At 71.9% G+C, this 22,396-nt stretch carries 18 protein-coding genes; 9 read left to right on the forward strand and 9 right to left on the reverse strand.

Going from position 1 to position 22,396, the window contains the following annotated elements:
• The first annotated feature begins 5 nt into the window (after positions 1–5).
• Positions 6–776 carry a hypothetical protein gene (locus O7631_RS23665; protein ID WP_278146233.1) on the forward strand — a complete coding sequence of 257 codons (771 nt, stop codon included), beginning with the start codon at positions 6–8 and terminating at the stop codon, positions 774–776.
• Between the two features lie 12 nt (positions 777–788).
• On the opposite strand, the gene O7631_RS23670 is transcribed toward O7631_RS23665, so the two are convergent.
• The 6 genes from O7631_RS23670 to O7631_RS23695 are packed head-to-tail and all read right to left on the reverse strand — an operon-like array spanning position 789 to position 6,726.
• Entirely contained in the window at positions 789–1,640 is an 852-nt protein-coding gene (locus tag O7631_RS23670) for a PmoA family protein (protein ID WP_278146234.1), read from the reverse strand.
• A complete protein-coding gene (locus tag O7631_RS23675; RefSeq protein WP_278146235.1) occupies positions 1,637–2,347 on the reverse strand; it encodes a hypothetical protein in 711 nt (236 codons plus the stop codon). Before O7631_RS23675 ends, O7631_RS23670 begins: the two co-directional genes overlap by 4 nt.
• On the reverse strand, positions 2,331–3,212 hold the full coding sequence (locus tag O7631_RS23680; protein ID WP_278146236.1) for a carbohydrate ABC transporter permease: 882 nt from the start codon (positions 3,210–3,212) through the stop codon (positions 2,331–2,333). Before O7631_RS23680 ends, O7631_RS23675 begins: the two co-directional genes overlap by 17 nt.
• On the reverse strand, positions 3,212–4,195 hold the full coding sequence (locus O7631_RS23685; protein WP_278146237.1) for a sugar ABC transporter permease: 984 nt from the start codon (positions 4,193–4,195) through the stop codon (positions 3,212–3,214). Before O7631_RS23685 ends, O7631_RS23680 begins: the two co-directional genes overlap by 1 nt.
• A 31-nt stretch (positions 4,196–4,226) precedes the next feature.
• The gene (locus O7631_RS23690; RefSeq protein ID WP_278146238.1) at positions 4,227–5,576 is read right to left on the reverse strand and encodes an extracellular solute-binding protein; all 1,350 of its coding nucleotides are present in this window, start codon (positions 5,574–5,576) and stop codon (positions 4,227–4,229) included.
• A 19-nt stretch (positions 5,577–5,595) separates the two neighbouring features.
• Positions 5,596–6,726 (reverse strand): LacI family DNA-binding transcriptional regulator, encoded by a 1,131-nt coding sequence (locus O7631_RS23695; RefSeq protein ID WP_278146239.1) that lies wholly within the window; start codon positions 6,724–6,726, stop codon positions 5,596–5,598.
• Between the two features lie 238 nt (positions 6,727–6,964).
• Between O7631_RS23695 and O7631_RS23700 the strand changes: the two genes are divergently transcribed.
• The 8 genes from O7631_RS23700 (at position 6,965) to O7631_RS23735 (ending at position 17,657) form a co-directional block, all read left to right on the forward strand.
• Positions 6,965–8,293 carry a Gfo/Idh/MocA family oxidoreductase gene (locus tag O7631_RS23700; RefSeq protein ID WP_278146240.1) on the forward strand — a complete coding sequence of 443 codons (1,329 nt, stop codon included), beginning with the start codon at positions 6,965–6,967 and terminating at the stop codon, positions 8,291–8,293.
• A gap of 24 nt (positions 8,294–8,317) precedes the next feature.
• On the forward strand, positions 8,318–9,751 hold the full coding sequence (uxaC, locus tag O7631_RS23705; protein WP_278146241.1) for a glucuronate isomerase: 1,434 nt from the start codon (positions 8,318–8,320) through the stop codon (positions 9,749–9,751).
• Positions 9,748–11,052: an enolase C-terminal domain-like protein gene (locus O7631_RS23710; protein WP_278146242.1), complete on the forward strand. Its 1,305-nt coding sequence runs from the start codon at positions 9,748–9,750 to the stop codon at positions 11,050–11,052. The genes uxaC and O7631_RS23710 overlap by 4 nt, the downstream gene beginning before the upstream one ends.
• Positions 11,043–12,536 (forward strand): mannitol dehydrogenase family protein, encoded by a 1,494-nt coding sequence (locus tag O7631_RS23715; protein ID WP_278146243.1) that lies wholly within the window; start codon positions 11,043–11,045, stop codon positions 12,534–12,536. The genes O7631_RS23710 and O7631_RS23715 overlap by 10 nt, the downstream gene beginning before the upstream one ends.
• Before the next feature lie 24 nt (positions 12,537–12,560).
• Positions 12,561–13,820 (forward strand): Gfo/Idh/MocA family oxidoreductase, encoded by a 1,260-nt coding sequence (locus O7631_RS23720; RefSeq protein ID WP_347403519.1) that lies wholly within the window; start codon positions 12,561–12,563, stop codon positions 13,818–13,820.
• Between the two features lie 49 nt (positions 13,821–13,869).
• Positions 13,870–15,213, forward strand: a complete 1,344-nt coding sequence (locus O7631_RS23725) for a polysaccharide lyase family 1 protein (RefSeq protein WP_278146244.1) — start codon at positions 13,870–13,872, stop codon at positions 15,211–15,213.
• Positions 15,214–15,297: 84 nt separating this feature from the next.
• Positions 15,298–16,023, forward strand: a complete 726-nt coding sequence (locus tag O7631_RS23730) for an HD domain-containing protein (protein ID WP_278146245.1) — start codon at positions 15,298–15,300, stop codon at positions 16,021–16,023.
• A gap of 146 nt (positions 16,024–16,169) precedes the next feature.
• On the forward strand, positions 16,170–17,657 hold the full coding sequence (locus O7631_RS23735) for an FAD-binding oxidoreductase (protein WP_278146246.1): 1,488 nt from the start codon (positions 16,170–16,172) through the stop codon (positions 17,655–17,657).
• 324 nt (positions 17,658–17,981) lie between these two features.
• Here O7631_RS23735 and O7631_RS23740 read toward each other — a convergent pair whose 3' ends face one another.
• The 3 genes from O7631_RS23740 to O7631_RS23750 all read right to left on the reverse strand — a co-directional run bounded on the left by O7631_RS23740 (position 17,982) and on the right by O7631_RS23750 (position 22,387).
• On the reverse strand, positions 17,982–18,764 hold the full coding sequence (locus O7631_RS23740; protein WP_278146247.1) for a BTAD domain-containing putative transcriptional regulator: 783 nt from the start codon (positions 18,762–18,764) through the stop codon (positions 17,982–17,984).
• A 136-nt stretch (positions 18,765–18,900) separates the two neighbouring features.
• Positions 18,901–20,028, reverse strand: a complete 1,128-nt coding sequence (locus O7631_RS23745) for a hypothetical protein (protein ID WP_278146248.1) — start codon at positions 20,026–20,028, stop codon at positions 18,901–18,903.
• Positions 20,029–20,041: 13 nt separating this feature from the next.
• On the reverse strand, positions 20,042–22,387 hold the full coding sequence (locus O7631_RS23750; RefSeq protein WP_278146249.1) for a hypothetical protein: 2,346 nt from the start codon (positions 22,385–22,387) through the stop codon (positions 20,042–20,044).
• Between the last annotated feature and the right edge of the window lie 9 nt (positions 22,388–22,396).

Raw genomic sequence — 22,396 nt, forward strand, 5'->3', positions numbered from 1 at the left:
GCTGAGTGGAGGGTTCCGCCGTGGGTGACCTGCGCAAACCGTTCCTGCTGCTGGCCATGCTCGCCATCGTCCTGGCGATCGGGGTGGAGCTGGGTGCCGGGCTGCTGATCGGCGGCGGTGACGCCGGGGCGGCGCTCGCGGACAGCGCCGGAGCGTTGGACGTCCAGATCGACGACGTGTCCGGGGTCAGCGAGCCGTCCGGCCGGGGCACCGGCTACCTGGCGCTGATCGACGCGGTGGCGGTCTGGAGCACCGGGCTGTTCTGCCTGGGTCTGCTGCTGCCGGAGCGGGTCCAGGGCCGGGTGCAGGGCGTCGCCAGCCTGATCTTCTCGATCATCCTGATCATCGTGGGGCTGATCGCGCTGCTCATCGCCTTCGTCGAACTAATGATCATGGTGTCGCTGTTTCTGGCCGTTCCGTTCGGCACACTGGCGTATCTCGCTCTGTGGGGGTTCTTCCCGGTCGGCGACGCGGCGGTGCTGCTCGGGCTGGTGCTGCTGCTCAAGCTCGTGTGGGCCGGGCTGCTGGTGCTGGCCCAGCCCCGGTTCCTGCAGAACAAGGGCCTCGTCCTGCTGATCCTCACCACCCTGCTGTGCACCGTCGTGCTGGAGTTCCTGCACAACCTGGTGCCGGTGATCCTGGTCAGCATCGTCGACGACGTGGCGGCGCTGGTCTTCGCGATCATCGCGATCATCTGGGGGCTGGTGCTGCTGATCGGCTCGATCCCGGCGATCGTCAAGGCCATCCGCGTCACCGCCGCGCTGCCCAGCCGCTGACGCCGCGCAAGGTCAGGGCGCCATCGCGACCAGGCCGACGACAGCGTCCCGGTCGAGGGTCCCGTCGACCACCCACACCCGGTACCGGCCGTGCCGGCTCCCACCGACGGGCAGCACCGCCGGGCGGTCGAATGCGAACGCCACGCAGACCCCCGGATACATCGCGGTCCGCACGAACCACCTGTCGCCCCGACCAAGACCCGCGAAGACCAGTGTGTACGCCCCGCCGTCCGACCCGACGCCGGTCAGCGCGAGCCACGGCGCCGAACTGCCGTTGACCGTCTCCTCCCCGGCGGCGTCGGCGGTGAACACCTCCGGTTCGCCGTCGGCGACGGCCCGCCAGAAGAACCCGCCGTAGCCGGCCCCGCCCGGGCGGCCGTTGGTGGCCGGGCTGCCCAGACGCACCTCCCGGTCGTCCGGTGCCACGAGCACGGTCTCCAGGTCGAGCCGCCAGACGTCCGGTGTCAGTGCCGACGCGGCGAGCCACCGACGCTCGGTCAACAGGACCCCACCGGCGCGGTCGCGCCACTGGAGGTCGTGGACGTACCCGCCCGGGGACCGCTCAACCTCGCCGGTGTGGGCGATGACGCCGTGGTCGTCGCGCCAGGTGTAGCCGACGTCGCGCACGTAGGTGCGCCCGCCCCAGAGGTTGCTGCCGTTGACGTCCTGCACCGCCAGGGACGCGCCGAGGTGCCACACGTGGTCGGCGGGGAGCGCGTCGGTGACGACGGTGCCGCCGAGGGTGCGTACCGGGTGCAGGTACGGCCGGGGGCCGTGCCGCGCGTCCAGCGTCGGGTCGATGACGTACCGGGCCACCTCGGTCCCGTCGACCAGTAGCCGCGCCGACTCCTCTCCCCCGCTCACAGCGACTCCGGGTGCGCCGGCACCGACCGGCCGCCGGCGGGGTCGACGGTGGCCAGTGGGTGGCCGGCGGCGATCGACCGGCGGTTGGCGACGGCGTGCAGGGCGGCCAGCGTGTATCCGGCGAGGATCGGCACCGCGACCGGGGTGACCAGGACGGCGAGCAGCCCGGCCAGCGCGACGACCCCGGTGGGCGCGGCCCAGCGGGTGGGTGCGTCGAGGCAGGCCCGCGCCGCCGAGCGGGCCGCCTCCCGCCACCGTCCGCCCCCGCCCACCTCGACGACGACCAGCCCGGCGTAGCCGGCCAGGCCGGCCGTGACCAGCGCGGTCACCAGCAACGCCACCGGGCCGCCGGGCACCCGGCCGGTGGCCAGCGCCGCCAGGTCGGCGGCGAGCAGCCCGGCCACGGCGAGCGCGAGCAGGCTGACCGGCACCCCGGGCAGCAGCGCGCGACCGAAGCGGCGCAGTGTGGTACGCGCGGACGGCCAACCGCCGGTACGCGTCCAGTCGTGCACCGCCGCGCTGGCCGTGCCCACCGCCGCGGCGACGGTGAGCAACGGCAGGGCGGCGAGGGTCAGCAGGATGCCGAGCAGCGCGAGGTCGGCGGCGTCGCGGACGACGTCGCGCCAGTCGCGTCGACCGGCGACGTCGACGGGTTCAGCCCTGGATGCCGGTTCAGCCCTTGATGCCGGTTCAGCCCTTGATGCCACTGGTGTTGATCCCCTCGACGAGCATCCGCTGGAAGGCGACGAAGAACAGGAAGACCGGCAGCAACGACAGCACCGACATGGCGAACATCGGCCCGACGGCGCTCTGGCTGGTCGAGTCGATGAACAGGGTCAGCGCGACCGGCACGGTGTAGTCCTCCAGTTGGGACAGGAAGACCAGTTGTCGGAAGAAGTCGTTCCAGGTCCAGATGAACGAGAAGATCGCCGTGGTGACCAGCGCGGGGCGGCTCAGCGGCAGGATGATGTGCCGGAAGATGCCGAACGGGCCGGCACCGTCGATCCGGGCCGCCTCGTCCAGCTCACGCGGCACCCCGCGCATGAACTGCACCATGAGGAAGACGAAGAACGCCTCGGTGGCGAGGAACTGCGGGATGAGCAGCGGCAGGTAGGGCCAGTCGCCGCCGACCAGCCCGAGCGTCCGGAAGAGGATGTACTGCGGCACGATCAGGACGTGCTGGGGCAGCAGCAGCGTGCCGATCATCACGGCGAACCACATGCCGCGCAGCCGGAACCGCAGCCGGGCGAAGGCGTACGCGGCCAGCAGGCAGGAGAGCCCGTTGCCGACCACGGTGAGCAGGCTGACCATCGCGCTGTTGAGGAAGAACCGGCCGAAGCTGACGTCGAAGTTGGACCACCCGGCGGTGTAGTTGCCCGGGGTGAACCGTTCGGGCAGCAGCCCGAGGTTGTTGACGATCTCCTCCTGGGACTTCACCGAGGTGCCGATCATCCAGATCAACGGGTAGAGCACCACGGCGACGATCGCCACCAGGATCAGCAACCGCAGTACGGGCCGGCCGCCGGGGCGTCGGCGTGGGCTCGGTGGCGCTACGGCCGTCGGGGTCGCCATCACCGGTCCTCACCGTCGGAGTAGTGCACCCAGAACCGTCCGGTGCTGAAGAAGACCGCGGTGATCACCGCGATGGCGAGCAGGAACACCCAGGCCATCGCCGAGGCGTAGCCCATGTCGAGCTCGGTGAAGCCGGTGATGTAGAGGTTCAGCGTGTACATCAGGGTGGAGTCGACCGGACCGCCGGTGCCGTTGCTGAGCACGAACGCGGCGGTGAAGCCCTGGAAGCCGTTGATGGTCTCCAGCACCAGGTTGAAGAAGATGACCGGGGAGAGCATCGGCAGTGTGACGTTGCGGAACTGGCGGAACCGGCCGGCCCCGTCGACCGCGGCGGCCTCGTAGAGTTCGGTGGGCACCTGCTTGAGCCCGGCCAGGAAGATCACCATCGGCGCGCCGAACTGCCAGATGGCGAGCACCATCAGCGTCTCCAGGGCCCAGTCCGGGTCGTTGACCCACGGCTTGCCGGTGATGCCGAAGAGGCTCAACAACGAGTTGAACGCGCCGTCACGGTTGAACATGTTGACCCAGACGATGGCCAGCGCGACGCTGCCGCCGAGCAGCGACGGCAGATAGAACAGCCCTCGGAACAGCCCGACGCCGCGCCAGGCGCGGTTGAGCAGCAGGGCCACGCCGAGGGCGGCGGCGAGCTTCAACGGCACGGCGACCAGCGCGAAGGTCAGTGTCACCCGCACCGCGTGCCAGTACGACGGGTCGGCGGTGAACATCCGCTCGTAGTTGGCCAGCCCCACCCACTCCACCTCGGAGAACGGGGTGAGGATGTCGTAGTTGGTGAAGCTCAGGTAGAGCGACAACAGCATGGGGACCGCCGTGACACCCATCAGGCCGATGAGCCACGGCGACAGGAAGACGTACCCCGCCAGACCTTCGCTGTGCCGGAGACGGCCGGGCCCACGCCGGTCGGTGTGGGCCCGGTCGGTTCCGGCGCCGCGTCGGGTCGGGTCGGGCGCCGTGGTCAACGCCACGAACAGCTCCTCTCCTTGCCTGGTGCGGCGGTCAGGCGATGGCGGACTTGCACGCCTCGACGAACTGGGTGGCGGCCTCGGCGGGGGTGGCCCGGCCGTACTGTGCGTTCTCGGCCGCCTTGATCAGCTCCGACTTGACCTTGCTGTGTCCCTTGATCGGCACCTGCGGGGACGGGCCGAACTTCTGGGTCAGCTCCGCCTCCACGGCGATCGACTGCTTCATGGCCGGATCGGTGGTGTCGTCGCTGACCACCCGGCGCAGGTCCAGGTTGGACGGCAGGCCACGGTCGGTGCCGAGCAGCTTGACGGCCTCCAGGTCGTTGTTCAGGAAGTTGATCACGTCGACCGCGACGTCCTTGTTCTTGCTGCCCTTGAACACCGACCAGTACATCGAGGCCCGGGCCCACTGCGCGCTGGGGTCACCGGGGTAGGCGATCACGCCCAGCTCGTCCTTGGTGTTCTTCTTCAGGTCCGGCATCTGGTTGGCCCAGACCCAGGAGGTCGCCGACTTGCCGGTGACCACCAGCTGCTTGGTGACGTCGCTGGAGTTGCCCTCGTGGATCACGTCGGCGGTCGGGGTGGCCTTGCGGTCCCGGGCACCCTTCCACAGGTCGAACCACTTGGTCACGTCCTCGGCGGTGAAGCCCAGCTCCTTGCCCTTGTAGAGATCCTTGCCCTGCTGCCGCAGCCAGACCCAGAGGGCCTTGTAGTCGGCGCTCGGGTCCTGGGTGCCGGGCACACCGGTCTTCTTCGTGACCTCCTCGGCCCAGGCGATGTGCTGCTCCCAGGTCATCCCGGTGGTCGGCTCGGGCAGGTTGTTAGTGGTCAGCAGCGTCTTGTTGTAGACCAGACCCTGGGTGTTCTCCCCGGCGGCCAGGCCGGCGAACTTGCCGTCGACGACGCCGTACTGCCAGAGGCTCTCCGGGAACTTCGAGGTGTCCAGCTTGCCGGACTTCTGGTACGAGGTCAGGTCCAGCGTGGTGTTGCGGGCCGCGTACTCGGCCAGGTAGTTGTCGTCGATCTGGAACAGGTCCGGTGGGTTGCCGCCGGCGGTGAGCGTGGCCAGCTTGTCGAAGTAGCCCTGGTTGGCCTGCCAGGTCTTCTCGAAGGTCACGTTCGGGTGCTTCTTGGTGTAGAGAGCCAGCGCGTCCTCGGTCAGCTTGGCCCGGGCGTCACCGCCCCACCAGAAGATGGAGAGCTTGACCGGGGCGTTCGGATCGGCGGAGGGCTCGTCGTCTCCGCCGCAGGCGGCAGCGCCGAACATGAGCGGCGCGGCGACCGTCACGGCGAGCAGGCCACGCAGCAGGCGCCGCCGGGGCAGCGCGGTACGGTGAGCGCGCCCGACGGGCGCGTCAGTGGTGGGGGGCGTTGCGGGGTGCATGTGCGCTCACTCCTCGGCATTAGGAGGCGACGGCGTCACCGGTGGCCGCGGTCGGGATGCCCGGGCCCGCAGGGCAATGCGGGTCCGGGCCCTGCGGCGCGGCCAGGGGACGTGCCGGTCGGGCGTGCGGGCCCGGGCCGGTCGAGTCGCGGATGACCAGGTCGGTCTGGAGCATTACCTGTGCGGTGGTACGACGGACGCCGAGCGCCGTGCCGGCACCCAGCCCTCGCGCGCCGCGCGGTGACTCGGTGTCCTGTTGCAGCAGCATGTCGACGGCCGTCCGGCCGGCGGCCCCGGTGGGTGTGGCCACCGTCGTCAGTTTGGGTCGGGTGAGCCGGCTCAGGGTGATGTCGTCGACCCCGACGACACTCACCTCCTGCGGCACCCGGACCCCGAGCGCGTCCAGCCCTTCGATGAGGCCGATCGCCATCAGGTCGTTGTAGGCGAGCACTGCCGACACACCGCTGCGCCGCACCTGCTCGGCGACGGCGGATCCGCCGGTCTCGGTGGGCGCGTTGGGACCGAGCAGCGTCAGTTCCGCGCCGCCCGCCCGGGCGGCCGCGCCGGCGGCCCGGCGCATCTCCCGGTTGGTCCACGAGCTGCGCGGGCCGCCGAGCAGCGCGATGCTGCGGTGTCCGAGGCCGACCAGGTGCTCGATCGCCGACCGGGCACCCTGCCCGACGTCCATCAGCACGCAGGGCAGGCCGGTCACCTGGCGATTCACGACCACCAGCGGCACCTCACGGCTGAGCTGTTCGATCAGGCTGTTGCTCATCCGTGGGCTGCAGAGCAGCACGCCGTCGACCTGCTTGGCCAACGCGTGGACCAGCTCCTCCTCCGCGGTCGGGTCCTCGTTGGTGTCGGCGACGAACACGTGGTAGTCGCGGTGCCGGGCCTGACTCTCCGCCGCCTTGATCAGCGGCGGGAAGAACGGGTTCGCGATGTCCGCGATGATCAGCCCGATGTTGTGCGTACGCCCGGTGATCAGCGCCCGCGCGGCCCGGTTCGGCCGGTAGCCCAGGTCCTCCGCGCAGGCCAGCACCCGGACCCGGGTCTCCGGGTTGACCAGGTGCGGAGCGGAGAAGGTGCGGGACACGGTGGAGATGTGCACACCGGACGCCCGGGCGACGTCCCGAATGGTGACTGGCACGGCGGCCCCTTCGTCCGATGTGGTGGCGGTCACGTGGGTGTGGCCCATTAATGCAAACGGTTGCGCCAGTGTCAACGGTCAATGGCTACAGCTTTGTTGCATCCGGACTCCTCTTGGTGAACTAACGCGTCGCAAACACGGACATTCACCGCCGTTTGTATCGACGCCGTTGACGCGATCACATCGATCGTGATTACTTCACTGCAAACCTTTGCAGGATCATCGGAGAGGCGACCGCATGTTACCGACAGCCGACGGCCGGGTCCGGTACGCCGTCGTGGGCACCGGCGCGCGCGCCGAGATGTTCGTCCGCGCCCTGGTGCTCGACCACGCCGACACCACCGAGCTGGTCGCCTTCTCCGACGTCAACCAGGCCCGGATGGACGCGCACAACCGCTGGTTGGCCGAGCTGGGTCACCGTCCGGTGCCCACGTACCCGGCCGGTGACTTCCCGGCCATGCTGGACGCCGAACGCGTCGACGTCGTCCTGGTCACCAGCGTCGACGTCACCCACGACGAGTACGTGGTGGCCGCGTTGCGCGCCGGCCGGCAGGTCGTCACCGAGAAGCCGATGACGGTGGACGTGCCGCGCTGCCAGCGCATCCTGGACACGGTGGCCGAGACCGGTGGCCGGGTGACCGTCGCGTTCAACTACCGCTACAACCCGCTGCACGAACAGGTTCGCCGGCTGCTCGCCGAGGGCGCGGTCGGCGAGATCGGCTCGGTGCACTTCGAGTGGCTGCTCGACGTGCGCCACGGCGCCGACTACTTCCGCCGCTGGCACCGCGACAAGGCCAGCTCCGGCGGGCTGATGGTGCACAAGGCCAGCCACCACTTCGACCTGGTCAACTGGTGGCTCGCCGCCACGCCCGTCGAGGTGTACGCGGCCGGGCGGCTCTTCTTCTACGGCGAGGACGGCCGCCGGCACGGCTACGCCCGCGACTACGACCGGGCGTACGGCTCCCCCGCCGCCGCCGACGACCCGTTCGCCCTGCGACTCGACGCGCATCCCCGGCTGCGCGAGTTGTACCTCGACGCCGAGGCCGAGGACGGCTACCAGCGCGACCGCAACGTCTTCGCCCCCGGGGTCAGCATCGAGGACGACATGGCGGTGCTCGCCCGCTACTCCACCGGCGCCACGATGACGTACCACCTCACCGCGTACGCCCCCTGGGAGGGTTACCGGGTGATGGTCAACGGCAGTCGGGGCCGGCTGGAGCTGGAGGTCACCGAGAACGACTTCGTCGACCGGGGCACCGCCGGCGCGGTCAAGGGCGCCGCCCTGCACGGTGTCGAAGCCCCGCCCGAGGGCGGTGGCGCGACCCTCACGGTGCGCCCGTTCTGGCAGCCGCCCCGGCAGATCCCCGTCGAGAGGCGCAGCCGGCACGGTCACGGCGGCGCGGACGCCCGGATGACAGGTGTGCTCTTCGGCGGGCAACCCGACCCGCTGGAGCGCGCCGCGACCGCCGACGACGGCGCGTTGGCCCTGCTCACCGGCCTAGCGGCCAACCGGTCCTTCGAGACCGGTCGACCGGTCCGGGTCGCTGACCTGCTCACCCCCCGCTGACCAGGAGACGAGGAGCCCATCCCCGTGCCGACGTTCGACCACACCGACCTGCTCCTGCCGCCCGAACCGGGCCAGCGCGCGCTGGCCCGGGAGCTGTACGCCCTCGCGGCGGAGCAACCCATCATCTCGCCGCACGGGCACGTCGACCCGGCCCTGCTGGCCGAGGACCGGCCTTTCGGAGACCCGGCGCAGCTGCTCATCGTGCCCGACCACTACCTGACCCGGATGCTGCTCAGTCAGGGCGTACCCCCGTCGGACCTCGGTGTGCCCACTCGCGACGGCAGCCCGGTGGAGACCGACGGGCGGGTGATCTGGCGACGTTTCGCCGCGCACTGGCACCTGTTCCGGGGCACCCCGTCGCGGCTCTGGCTGGAGCAGACCTTCCGCACCGTGTTCGGTGTGCACACCCCGCTCGGCCCGGCCACCGCCGACACCCTCTACGACGAGATCGCGGCCCGGCTCGCCGAGCCGGACTTCCGGCCCCGGGCGCTGTTCGAACGCTTCGGCATCGAGGTCCTCGCAACCACCGAGTCGCCGCTCGACGACCTCGGCCAGCACGCCAAGCTCGCCGCCGACGGCTGGGGCGGGCCGGGCGGCCGGGTCGTCACCACCTTCCGCCCCGACGACGTGGTGGACATGGAGTTCGAGGGCTGGTCGACCAACGTGGAGCGGCTCGGCGAGCGGGCCGGGGAGGACACCGGCACGTACGCCGGCTACCTGGCCGCGCTGCGGGCCCGACGGGCGGCGTTCATCGCCGCCGGCGCGACGTCCTCCGACCATGGCCACCCCACCGCGCGCACCCTGGACCTGACACCGGAGGAGGCCGAGCGGCTGTACGACCGGGGCCGGCGTGGCCAGGCCGACGCCGCCGACGCCGAGGCGTTCCGGGCGCACATGCTGGTGGAGTTCGCCCGGATGTCGCTCGACGACGGGCTGGTCATGCAGCTGCACCCGGGCGCGGTCCGCAACCACAACCGGTGGTTGCACGCCCGGCACGGCCGCGACGTCGGCGGCGACGTCCCGCAGGCCACCGAGTACGTGCACGCGCTCGCCCCACTGCTGGAGCGCTACGGCAACGACAGTCGGCTGCGGGTCGTGCTCTACACCCTGGACGAGGACACCTTCACCCGCGAGCTGGCGCCCCTCGCCGGCGGGTACGCCGCGCTGCTGCTCGGCGCGCCCTGGTGGTTCCTGGACTCCCCGGAGGTGCTGCGCCGGTTCCGGGAGACGGTCACCGAGAGCGCCGGCTTCTACAACACCACCGGGTTCGTGGACGACACCCGGGCGTTCTGCTCCATCCCGGTACGCCACGACGTGGCCCGCCGGGTCGACGCCGGCTTCCTGGCCCGGCTGGTCGCCGAGCACCGGCTGCCGATGGACGAGGCCGCCGAGACCATCGTCGACCTGGCGTACCGGCTGCCCAAGAGGGTCTTCAAGTTCGGAGGCGTAGGCCAGTGACCACCACCATCACCTCCGTCGAGGTGCACGACGTGCGGTTCCCGACCGCCGCGCGGGGCGACGGCTCCGACGCGATCAACCGCGGTGACTACTCGGCGACGTACGTGGAGTTGGGCACCGACGTCGGGGCGACCGGGGCGGGGTTCACCTTCACCAACGGCCGGGGCAACGAGATCACCTGCGCGGCGGTCCGCGCGCTGGCCCACCACGTACGGGGACGCACTGTCGAGGAGATCGTGGCCGAGCCCGTGGCGTTCTGGCGCTCGCTCAGCGCCGACGTGCAGCTGCGCTGGCTGGGCCCGGAGAAGGGCGTCATCCACATGGCGACCGGGGCGCTGGTCAACGCGGTGTGGGACCTGCGGGCGGCACTGGCCGGCAAGCCGATGTGGCGGTTCCTCGCCGAACTGCCCACCGACGACCTGGTCGCCAGCGTCGATTTCAAGCACATCAGCGATGCGCTCACCCCGGACGACGCGGCGGCGATCCTCGACAAGGGACGCGACGGCCTGGCCGACCGGTTGGCGACGCTCGAACGCGACGGTTTCGCTTCGTACACCACCTCGGTCGGCTGGCTCGGCTACCCCGACGACAAGGTGCGGGCGCTGACCCGGCAGGCGTACGACGACGGTTGGCGTGCGATGAAGATGAAGGTCGGCGGCCCGCTCGCCGACGATCTGCGGCGGGCCCGGATCATCCGGGAGGAGATCGGCCCGGACGCGCTGCTGATGATGGACGCCAACCAGGTCTGGGACGTCGACGAGGCGATCACCGCGATGGCCACCCTCGCGGAGGTCGACCCGTACTGGATCGAGGAGCCGACGCACGCCGACGACATCCTCGGTCACGCCCGGATCGCGCGGGCGGTGACCGAGCTGACCGGCGGCCGGTGCCGGGTCGCCACCGGTGAGGTGGCCGCCAACCGGGTGATCTTCAAGCAGCTGTTGCAGGCCGAGGCGATCGGCGTGATGCAGATCGACGCCTGCCGGGTCGGCGGTGTCGACGAGGTCCTGGCCGAGTTGCTGCTGGCGGCGAAGTTCGGTGTGCCGGTCTGCCCGCACGCCGGTGGGGTCGGCCTCTGCGAGTACGTCCAACACCTGGCGATCTTCGACTACCTGCGGGTGGGCACCGCGCTCGACGGGCGGATGATCGAGTACGTCGACCACCTGCACGAGCACTTCGTGGACCCGGTGCGTACCCGCGGTGGCCGCTACCTCCTGCCCGAACGGCCCGGATACAGCGCCACGATGAAACCGGCGTCGATCGCCGAGTTCCGCTTCCCGGACGGTCCGGCGTGGCGGTGACCGTCGGCGCGTCCCGGCTCGGCCTGGGCATGGTGCGCCACCTCCCCGTCGAGGCCCGCCCCCTGATCCGGCCCGGGACGGTGCCCACCGGCGTCGTCCACCTGGGGTTGGGCGCGTTCCACAGGGCCCACCAGGCGGTCTTCACCGAGGCGGCGGTCGGCGCGGCCGGCGGCGACTGGGGCATCGTGGCCGTCGCGCCGCGCAGCACCGCGGTGGTCGAGGCGCTCACCGCCCAGGACAACCTGTTCACCGTCAGCGCCCTCTCCGCGACCGGCAGCGCCACCCGGGTGGTGGGCGCGCTGAGTGGCGTCCGGCACGCGGCCAGCGACCCGGACGCCGTGGTGGCGCTGCTCGCCGACCCGGCGGTTCGCGTGGTGACGCTGACCGTCACCGAGAAGGCGTACCAACTCGACCCGGTGACCGGCCACCTGTCCCCGGACTCGGCGCTCGCCGCGGACCTGGCCGGCGGCCGTCCGCCGAGCACGGTGCCAGGGCTGCTGCTGCGCGGGCTGGCCGCCCGGGCCGCCGCGGACGCCGGGCCGGTGGCCCTGGTCAGCTGTGACAACCTGCCGGCCAACGGCCGTCGGCTGCGGGGCATGCTCGACCAGACGGTCGGTCGCGCCGTGGGGGTGCCCACCGGGCTGGTCGACTGGGTGGCCGCCAACGTCTCCTGCCCGGGCACCATGGTGGACCGGATCGTCCCGGCCAGCACCCCGGAGACGGTCGAGGCGGTGCGCCGGGCGCTCGGCGTCACCGACCTGGCGGCGGTCGCCGCCGAACCGTACTCGCAGTGGGTCATCGAGGACGACTTCCCCGGTGGACGGCCGGGCTGGGAGCACGCCGGGGCGGTGCTCACCGACGACGCCGGCCCGTGGGAGCGGTTGAAGCTGCGCGCCCTCAACGGCGTCCACTCGGCCACCGCCTACCTGGGGGCGCTGGCCGGCCGGGAGACCGTCGCCGAGGCGCTGGAGATCCCGCACCTGGGCGACGTGCTGCGCCGGCTGATCGCCGAGGACGTCGCCGCCAGCTTCAGCCCACCGGACGGGGTCCGGGTGGTCGACTACGGCGAGCAGGTCCTCGCCCGGTTCGGCAACCCGGCAATCCGCCACCGCACCCTCCAGGTGGCGATGGACGGCTCCCAGAAGCTGCCGCAGCGCGTCCTGCACACCATCGCCGACCTGCGCGCGACCGGTCGGTCCGCCCGCTGGGGCGCGCTGGTCGTGGCGTCCTGGTTGCGCTTCGCGCTGGGGTACGCCGACGACGGCCAACCGTTGCCGTTCCAGGACCCCCTCGCCGGGCCGATCCGCGCCGCGCTCAGCGCCGGCGGGCAGAGCCCGGCGGGCGTTGTCGACGCGCTCTTCGCGCTCCGTGAGGTCATCCCGGTGGAGGTCGCCGAGGACGACGAGGTCCGCGCCGACGTGATCGCCTGGTTGACGGCGCTGGAACGATACGGCGTCGAGGCGACAGTGGCCGGTGCCCGGTGACCGGCCGCGAACGGCCGATGCCCGGTGGCAGACCGGCCGGCGCCCGATGAGCGGGCCGCAGACCGGCCGGCGCCCGATGAGCGGGCCGACGCTGGCCGGTGGGTGGTGAACGGGGCGACGCCGCCACCCCGGGTGGCGGTGATCGGCGCGAACGGGCACGGCCGGTGGCATCGGCGGGTGATCGCACCGCTGCACGCCGACGGCCGGCTGCGACTGGTCGCCCTGGTCGACGTCCGGCCGGTGGAGGACGACCCGGCGGCGCCGGTGCCCCCCGGCGTCCAGGTGTTCACCGACCACCGGGCGATGCTCGCCGCCACCCGGCCGGACGTGGTGGTGATCTGCACGCCACCGCACACCCACCTGGCGATCGCCCGCGACGCCCTGGCCACCGGCGCCGACCTGCTGGTGGAGAAACCCCCGGTGCTGTCGCTGGCCGAACACGAGGAGCTGACCTGGGCTCTCGCCGCCGCCGGACGGGTCGCCCAGGTCGGTTTCCAGGCACTCGGCTCGGCGGCCCTCACCGCGTTGACCGACGCGCTGGCCGCCGGCCGACTGGGCACCGTCACCGGCATCTCCACGGTGGCCGCGTGGCAACGGCCGGACGGCTACTACGCCCGCTCCCCCTGGGCCGGTCGTCGCACACTGGACGGCCGACCGGTGCTGGACGGCGCGCTGGCCAACCCGCTCGCGCACGCGGTGATGCAGTGCCTGGCCATCGCCGAGGCACTCGGCGGCGCGACGCCCTGGCCGGTGGCGATCGAGGTGGAGCGTTATCGGGTCCGCCCGATCGAGGTGGAGGACACCGCGGTGCTGCGGATCCTGTTCCGTGCCGGCCCGCCGGTGCTGGTGGCGGTGACGCTGGCCGCCGAGGAGTTCGTGGCGGGTGAGGTCGTGGTGACCGGGACGGCCGGGCGAGCGGTGTTGGAGTACCCGACGGACCGGTTGCGGCTGCCCGGGGACGTGGTGACCCGCCGGGTTCCAGGGCGGTCGGGACTGCTGGAGAACCTGCTCGCGCACCGGGCCGACCCGGCCGGGGTGCCGTTGATCGCGCCGTTGGCCCGTACCGCGCCGTTCACCGCGCTGCTGGACGCGTTGCGGGCCGCCCCGGAGCCCCGGCTGCTCGACGGTGACCTGGTGACCACCGTCGGCGAGGGCGGGGACCGGGTCCGTCACCTACGGGGCGTGGTCGACGTGCTGCGTCGGGCGGCCGAACGCGGGGCGCTCCCGAGTGAACTGGCGGTGCCCTGGGCGGTCGCCGCGTACCGCGCCGAGTTGACGAGATAGCCGGACGACGAACCCCACACTCCCCCACCTCCAGTGAATGGAGACAGTCATGCGCAGAGTCCTCACCGGCGCGACGGTGGTCGCCCTCCTGCTCGGTGCCGCCCCGGCCGCCGCCGTTGCCCGCCCGGACGACCGACTCTCCTGGTCGGCCCGCCAGCTCGGTCGGCAGACGCTGCCCGCGCGCGACGGCTGGGCGGCCGAGGGCACCGGCACCACCGGCGGTTCGGCGGCGACCCCGGAGCGGACCACAGTGGTGCGCAGCCGGGCCGAGCTGGTCGCCGCGCTGGGCGGCGACAACGCCACCAACGCCACCGACGCGACGCCGAAACTCGTCTACGTCGACGGCGTCGTCGACGGTTTCGAAGGGCCCGACGGCACTCCGCTGAGCTGCGCCGACCTGGCCGACCCGGCGTACCGGTTGGACGCCTACCTGGAGGCCTACGACCCGGCGGTGTGGGGGCGGGTCGCCCCGAGCGGGCCGCTGGAGGAGGCCCGGGTGCGTTCGGTGGCCAACCAGACCCGGCAGACGCAGATCAACGTCGGTCCGAACACCACGATCGTCGGGCTGCGCGGCGCACGGTTGACCGGCCTGACGCTGATGATCGACCGGGCGTCGAACGTGATCGTCCGCAACCTGACCCTCGTCGACGCCCGGGACTGTTTTCCCGCCTGGTCACCGACCGACGGTGAGTCCGGCAACTGGAACAGCCAGTACGACCAGATCTCGGTACGCCGCAGCGAGAACGTCTGGGTCGACCACAACACCTTCACCGACGGCGACAACCCGGACAGTGCCCAACCCGTCCACTTCGGGCGGCCGTACCAGGTGCACGACGGCTCGCTGGACGTCACGCACACGGCCAGCCTGGTCACCGCGTCGTGGAACCGTTTCACCGGCCGGGACAAGCTGCTGCTGATCGGCTCGTCCAACACCGTCGGCCCGGACGTGGGACGGCTGAAGGTCACGCTGCACCACAACCTCTTCGACGGTGTCCTGCAACGGCTGCCGAGGGTGCGCTTCGGGCAGGTCGACGTCTACAACAACCACTACCGGCTCGGTGGGGACGACTTCCAGTACGCGCTCGGCGTCGGCGTGCAGTCGGCGATCTACGCGCAGAACAACTTCTTCACCGTGGACGCGTCGGTCGACCCGGCCGATCTGCTCTACGACTGGGGCGGCACGGCGTTGACCGAGCGCGGCTCCTGGGTGCGTCAGGGCGACGGGCCGGCGCAGCCGGTAGACCTGCTGGCGGCGTACAACGCGAGCCACGATCCCGACCTCGCCGGAGACGCGGGCTGGACGCCGACCCTACGCCGCGACCCGGTCCTCCCGACCCCACTGGTCCCCCTCCTGGTAGGTCCGCTGGCCGGCGCCAACCGCCTACCGGTCTGACCACCCGGCCCGGGGCGGCGACTCGCGGTCGGGTCGGCGACGTACGGGCTCATCGATGTGGAGAAGATCGGCTATAAGTGACGCATGGACTTCCCGCCGCACCTGGGCAGCATGCCGATGCACGCGATCACCGAGATCCACGGCGAACCGGGCCTGCTGGAGCGCTTCCGGTTGGAGGTCCAGCAGTTCGACGACGCCGCCCGGACGCGGTTGACCGCCGCGCTCGATCTCGCCGCCGACCTGCACCGCGACGACCGACGCGTCCGTGAGCCGTACCTGAACCACCTGTTGCGTGTGGCGATCCGGTTGATGCACCACTACCAGGTGCGGGACGTGGATGTGATCGTCGCCGGTCTGCTGCACGACGCGGTCGAGGACCACCCGTCCGAGTTGGCCGACGGTGACCCGGGGGCGGACCCGACCGGGGCCGCGTTGAGCGCGCTCGCCGCCCGGTTCGGGGCGCGGGTGGCCACCCTGGTCGCCGCCGTCACCAACCCGGTGTACGACCCCGAGCGCGACCGCAACACGCAGTACCGGGAGCACCTGGCGGTCAGTCTGGACCGGGAGCCCTGGGCCCGGGTGATCAAGGTGTCGGACTTCACCGACAACGGGGTGGGGGTGATCCACACGGTCGGGCCGAAGGTCGTCTCGTCGGCCCGGAAGTACCGGCCGTTGGTGCCGCTCTTCCGGGACCTGATCGGCCGGCCGGACACACCACTGTCGCCCGCGGTGAAGCGGCACATCTTCGCCCAGCTCGACCTCGCCGAGGAGCGTTTCAGCGCCATCCTGGACCAGCCGGCCCCGAACTGACGCTCGCCGCGTCACCCGACCGGGTTCCGCGACGCATTCTCGGAGCTGCGTTCACGTCCTCAACCGTACGGTTGGTTCGCGCCAGATGGGGCATTCGCCCTCTCACTTCCGATTCCTGGCGTACCCCGATCGAGAGGACTCGGACCATGCGCGACCTGTCCCGACGCGATCTGCTCAGGGCGACGGCCGCCGGCGCCGGCGCTGTCGTTCTTCCGAGCGTGGTCGCCGGCAGTTCGGCGATCGCGGCCGACGGCCCGTCCTCGGGTGACAGGTTCCCGCCGGCCGAGCTGACCGGCCGCGTCGTCCGTCCCCAAAACCCCGACTACGCGGACGCGAGCCTCGGCTGGGACGAGTTGTTCGTGCACTATCCGCTGGTCATCGTCTTCGCCCAAGAGACCCGGGACGTGGTCAACGCCCTCACCTGGGCACGGCAGCACAACGTCGCGCTTCGGGTGCGCAGTGGACGCCACAGCCTCGAGGGCTGGTCGAACGTCGACAACGGCATCGTGATCGACGTCAGCGAACTGAAGGCCAGCCACATCGATCCCGCCGGTCGCATCGCGAAGGTCGGCGCGGGGCTGAACCAGTTGGAGGCGGTGACCGCGCTCGGGGAGCACGACCTGGCTGCCACCACCGGCACGGAGGGGACGGTCGGCCTGTCCGGCGCGACCCTCGGCGGCGGCTTCGGCTTCCTCACCCGCTACCTCGGGATGGCCTGCGACAACCTGATCGGGGCGGAGATCGTCGTAGCGGCGGGCGCGGACGGCGCGAAGGTGCTCGAGGTGGACCCGTGGAACCACGCGGACCTGCTCTGGGCGCTTCGCGGCGCCGGTAACGGCAACTTCGGGATCGTCACCGCACTGACCTACAAGGTCGCCCCCCTCAAGAGCGTCGCCTACCTACAGGCGACCTGGCCGGGTCTCGACGACCTGCACGGGGTCTTCGACACGTGGCAGCGCACCGCACCGTTCTCCGACCCACGCCTCGGCACCCAACTGGAGATCCACCGAAACGAGATCCTGCTGTTCGGGGTGCTCGCGGAAGGGTCGGAGGCCGAGGCCAGGAAGCTGTTGGCGTCGGTCCTGTCGATCGGCGATCCCACGGTCACCGTGCAGATCGGCGGCTGGGGCGACACCTACGCCGGGTTCCAGATCCCCACCGAGGACGAGCCCGCGAACTGGAAGTTCTTCTCCCAGTTCACCAGGGAGCCGTTCCCGCAGGAGGCGATCAGCGTGATCCGAGCGTTCATGCGGGACGCACCCACCGACGACAGCAACTTCTTCACCCAGGCCTTCGGCACCGGGGCGCAGCGACACGAGCCGTTCGGCGGGGCAGCCTTCCCGCACCGCGACGCGCTCTTCTACTCCGAGCCAGGAGCGGGTTGGGGTACCCGCGGCGAGCCCGACAGCGGTGATGCCCTCACCCCCATTGCCCAGGCGTGGATCGCCGAATTCAGCCAGGCATTGCGGCCCTACGTGGACGGCGCCTACGTCAATGTGCCCAACGTGGGGATGGCCGAGTGGGAGACCGCCTACTGGGGACGCAACTTCGACCGGCTGCGCCGGATCAAGGCGAAGTACGACCCCCACAACGTCTTCCAGTACGAGCAGAGCATCCCACCCGCGACACACTGACCGGCCCCACCGCACCCCACCTCAGCGCGCCGCGCCCCACCCCACCGCGCCCCACCGCGCCGCGCCCCACCGCGCCCCACCGCGCCGCGCCCCACCTCACCGCGCCACACCTAACCGCGCCGCGCCACACCGCGCCCCACCGCGCCGCGCCTCACCTCATGGGCATCCTTTGCTCTGCACCCATGGGCGCACCAGCTACAGACGGTGACTGTCGCCTCCGTGGGTGCAGAGCAAAGGACGGGAGTGAGGTGTCCGGGGGCCGCGGCTGTGGACGGACGAAACAGGGCGAAGGGTAGGGCCGGCGAGAGCCGGAAGGGGGTCCGGTTACGGAGACGACACTGTCGCACCGGTCACACCGGCGCGGACGAGCTGCTCCAGCCAGGGTGTCGGCGCGACGCCCAACTCCCGGCCCAGGTCGGCGCGGAACAGCTCGAACCGCCGTACCGCCTCGTTGATGTTGCGCTCCGCCAGGTGCACGGCGATCAACGCCCGGGTGGCGCTCTCGCGCAGCGGCTCCAGGTGGACGGCGGTCAGCGCCACCTGCACCGCCTCGCTGTAGCGGCCCTGCGTGGTGAGTCGCTCGGCCAGCGCCTCCAGCGCGTACAGCCGGGTCTGGCGCAGGCGTTCCCGCTCGGTCAGCACCCAGTCGTCGTACCAGCCGGGCAGCAACTCGCCGGTCGCCAGCGCCGGCACGCCGAAGCCGACGCCCACCGTCGGTGACCCGCCGGCCAGGAACGCGGTGGCCGCCACGCCCAGGGCAGCCACGTCGCTGGTCACCCCGGGGGCCAGGGCCAGCCGGTCGTCCTCCTGCACGAGCGGCTCGGGGGTCACCCGGTGCAACCGCCAGAGCATCGTGCGCAGGTTGGCACGGGCGCGCTCCTCGTGCGAGCCCGGCCAGAGCGTGCCGGCGGCCTCGGACCGGGCACAGTGCTGCCGTACGCCGAGAAAGGCCAGCAGTCGGCGGGCGCCCTGCGGCACCGCCACCGCCAGTCCGTCGCGCTCCAGCCCGAACCCGCCGAGCAGTCGTAGCACGTACCGGGGAGGCAGCCCCGTGTCGGCCTCGGGTGTCCCGGTGCGATCATCCCGCGTCACCTCGTGAACAGCCATGCCCGCGCCCTTCGCACCGATCGCCCCGTGGGAGTTCCACGGTCGGGTGTGGACGATCGGCACGCCAGCGCAGTGTCGTCACACCGACCCGGCGAGCGGCGTGGATCAACCGTTCGCCGGAGTCGGTGCCGGCCGTTCAGCGCAGCTTGCTCAGCGTCTGGGCGTACCCGGTCCACTCGGCGGCGTCGCCGACGTCGGCGCGTACCCCGGCGTCCTTCATGATGCCGAGCACCTGCTCGGGCTTCGCGTCGGCCAGCTTGCCGAGGGTGCTGATCCCGGCGCGGGTCAGCGCCGCGCGAGCCTTGGTGGGCACCCCGGCGAGCATGGCGATGTCGGCGTCGGCGACGTTCTCCAGCTCGGCCTCGATGCCGAGCGCCGCCGAGACCGCCGACTGGGCGCCGACGGTGGTCCGGACGATCGCCGCCTCCCGCTCACTCACCTCGCCGAACATCGCGTCCAGGCTCGGGTAGCTGGTGTCGGCGGGCAGCACCTTGAGCACGTCGCGGATCGTCCGGCCGTCGGCCAACTCGTCCTCGCCGAAGAACCGGACGAACTCCACGAGCTTCACCTCGCGGGGGAAACGCTGCCGGACGTCGCCGTGCTCGGCGGCGTGACGGGCGAGTTGCGCGGCGCCGCGGACCTTCGGGCCGACGACCACGTCCACGCCGAGGGTCTCCACGGCGGGCAGCACGATGGTGCCGGCCTTGGTCTGCCAGATGCTGACCTTCTTGTCCATGAACATCGTGGTGCCCATGTACTTACCGAAGTCCAGCGCGCCAATGTAGTTGGGGATCTGCTCGAAGGTGTACGGACCGGGCACGATCTTGTTCTCGTGCACCGTGGAGTGCAGCCGGTTGATCTCCGCGCGGATCTCGTCGAGCAGCCGGCGCAGGCTGACCCGCATGGCCGCCATGCAGGAGAACGCCTTGGCCAGGTCGGCCCCGAGGTGGTCCAGGTCGTGCTCGATGCGGTGGAACCGCTCGTTGAAGCCCTGCTCGCCAGGGGTCTGCCCGGCCTGCACCACGTCCTCCCCGTCGATCCAGTCGGTGTGGGCGAAGGTGCGGGCGAACGGCGGCGGCGCGCAGCCCGGCTCGACGGCCGGAAACGCCTCGGCGTAACTGAACACCCGCTTCGCGGTGCCCACGTTCTCGTAGATCCAGGACGAGACCAGCACGCTGGCGTCCGAGGCCGGAATGCCGTGCTTGGTGAACGCCTCGTACAGCTCGGTGACGGTCACCCCGTCGTAGTTGATCTCACTCGCCATGGTGGTGTCCCTCTCAGAGCTGGTCGTACACGCCGCGGTGCCGGCGCTGCTGGAAGGTGCGGAAGGTGCGCGCCACCGCCGGGCGCAGCGGCTCGGCGGTGCCGTCGTCGTCGAGGTCGACGTGGTCGCGACGAATGCCGAACGTGTTGACCTCCACGCCGAGCGGGCAGACCCGCGACAGCGCGTTCATCAGCCGCTCGTACTGCTCCAGGTTCACCGTCACCCCGTCGGGCAGCTCCACCCGGAACTCGTACGGGTCGGTCAGACCGGTCCGCACGTAGGAGAGCGCCACCACGGCGACCAACCCGGTGTGGGTGGGTCGCAGCACGGTCCGCGCGCCGACCGCCTTGATCTCCGCGGTGCCGCCGCCGAGCCCGACGGTGTACCAGCGGAACCCGGTGGCCCGGCGCTCGGCCAGGTTCAGCCCGGCCTGTGGCAGGCCGATCACGCTGCACACCAGCAGTACCCGGTTGCCCGTCTCGACGAGTGGCAGCGCGGCGGCGAGGTGCTGGTCGCGCAGCAGCCCGACCAGCCGGGCCAGCCGATCACCGGCGGCCGGCTGCCCGGCGATCAACGCGGCGGCCAACGCCGCCGGCAGTTCGAGGGTCTCCACCAGCTCGTCGGGCAGGCGGTTCAGCGCGGCCACCACCGGCGCCGGGTCCCGTACCGCGGGCAGCCCGGCGGCGGCCAGGACCGCATCGACCGGTTGCCCGGCCGGCCGGGTCGGCACGGCCGCCCACCGGGTGCGCGCCACCGCGTCGGTCAACGGGTTCCACGTCGGCTCGCCGGCGTTCGTCCAGGCCGTCCTGGCGGCGGTCAACCCGGCCAGCAGCAACGCGTTGCCACCCGGGTCACCCGGGGCGTGGAACTGCGCCTCCACGTTCGTGTCCGCGCCGACCGCCGCGCTCAGCGGCGCGGTCACCGCCAACCCTCGGGTGGGCAGGTGCGACAGGTACATCCGGGTGGTGCTGATCCGGTGCGTCGTCGGCAGGCCGCACACCCGCCACAGCCACGCCACCTCGCCGTCGGCCGCCGCCGTGGGCACACCGGCGGCACGGGCGGCGGCGATCAGCGCCTCGGCGGTCCGGTCGGCGGTGACCGCGCGCCCGGTGTCCAGCACCCGATTGCGCAGGTCGGTCGCCTGCGCGGGGGTCGGCCAACTGACGTCCACGCCGAGACCCAGCTCGTAGCGGCTGCCGCCGGCGTCGTCCTGCGCTCGGGTCACCTGCCACACGATCGACGAGCCGAGTGCCCGACAGACCCGCCCCGCCCGGTCCAGGGCGGCGGCCAGCGGCGGCGCGATGCCGTGCGTGCTCTCGAAGGTGTACGACTGGCGCAGGCTGGCCCGCAGCGCGGTGATCTCGGTCAGCCGGTTGGCCGGCAGCGCCCGGCCGGCGTGCACAGTGTTGTTCGGCGGGGTGTTAGCGGGCAGCACGAGACGGTCGCGGCGCAGTTGGGCGAGGAAGTTCGTGCGGTGCTGCGGATCGCCGGCAGCGACCAGCCGGATCGCCACCGCGAACCGGTCGTCGTCCTCGCGCAGCGTGAACCGCGCGCCGCCGGGCAGGTCGGCGAAGAGTCCGGCGTTCGGGTCGGTGTCCGCGCCGGGGCCGTTGAGCAGTCGTCGTACCGCGCCCGGCGTGGGCAACAGGAACCGCCGGTAGAGCCCGATCCGGTGGGCGTACGCGGCGTCCGGCTCGCGGGCCGGCGGGGCCAGGCGGCGGGCGTACACCTCGCCGTTGGTCGGCTCGTGCACCAACTCGTCGACGAAGCGGGCCACCCCGACGTCCGCGCCGATGCGGTCCAGCGCGTCGCGCCGGGCGTGCGCCAGGGTGCGGTAGGCGTGCACCTCCCGGGCCGCGCGGCGCAGCCGGTGCTTCTCGTACGACACCAGGTAGAGCAGCCGGCCCAGGTTGCCCTCCAGCACGGCCAGCTCGACCAGCCCGGTGAGCGCGGCACCGGTGACCGCCGTGGCGGCCGCACCGTCGACGGTGCGTTCGGCCGTGACGGCGACGGCGAACGAGGCGACCAGGGGCTCGTCGGCGGTGTCCGGCACGTACGCCGGCACCGACGCCCCGGCGGCCGACCAGGGCGCGAAGACCACCGGCGGCAGCGCCCGCTCCCCCGCGCCGCCCGGGTCGACGGTGACGGTCACCCGCACGGTCTCCTCGGCCAGGTCGCGGCGCAGCACGACGGCGAGCAGCGGGTGCCGGCTGGTCCAGTCCACCACCGCCGCGCCGGTGCCGGCGAGCGGCACCACGACCCGCCGGACCGTGCCCGGGTACGGGCCTTCCAACTGGTCGACGAGGTTACGTTCGACGGACGGGTCGGCGCCGTCCACCGGTACCCGGATGTCGGTCATCGGGCCCCC

The organism is Micromonospora sp. WMMD967, assembly GCF_029626165.1.
Lineage (GTDB): Bacteria > Actinomycetota > Actinomycetes > Mycobacteriales > Micromonosporaceae > Micromonospora > Micromonospora taraxaci.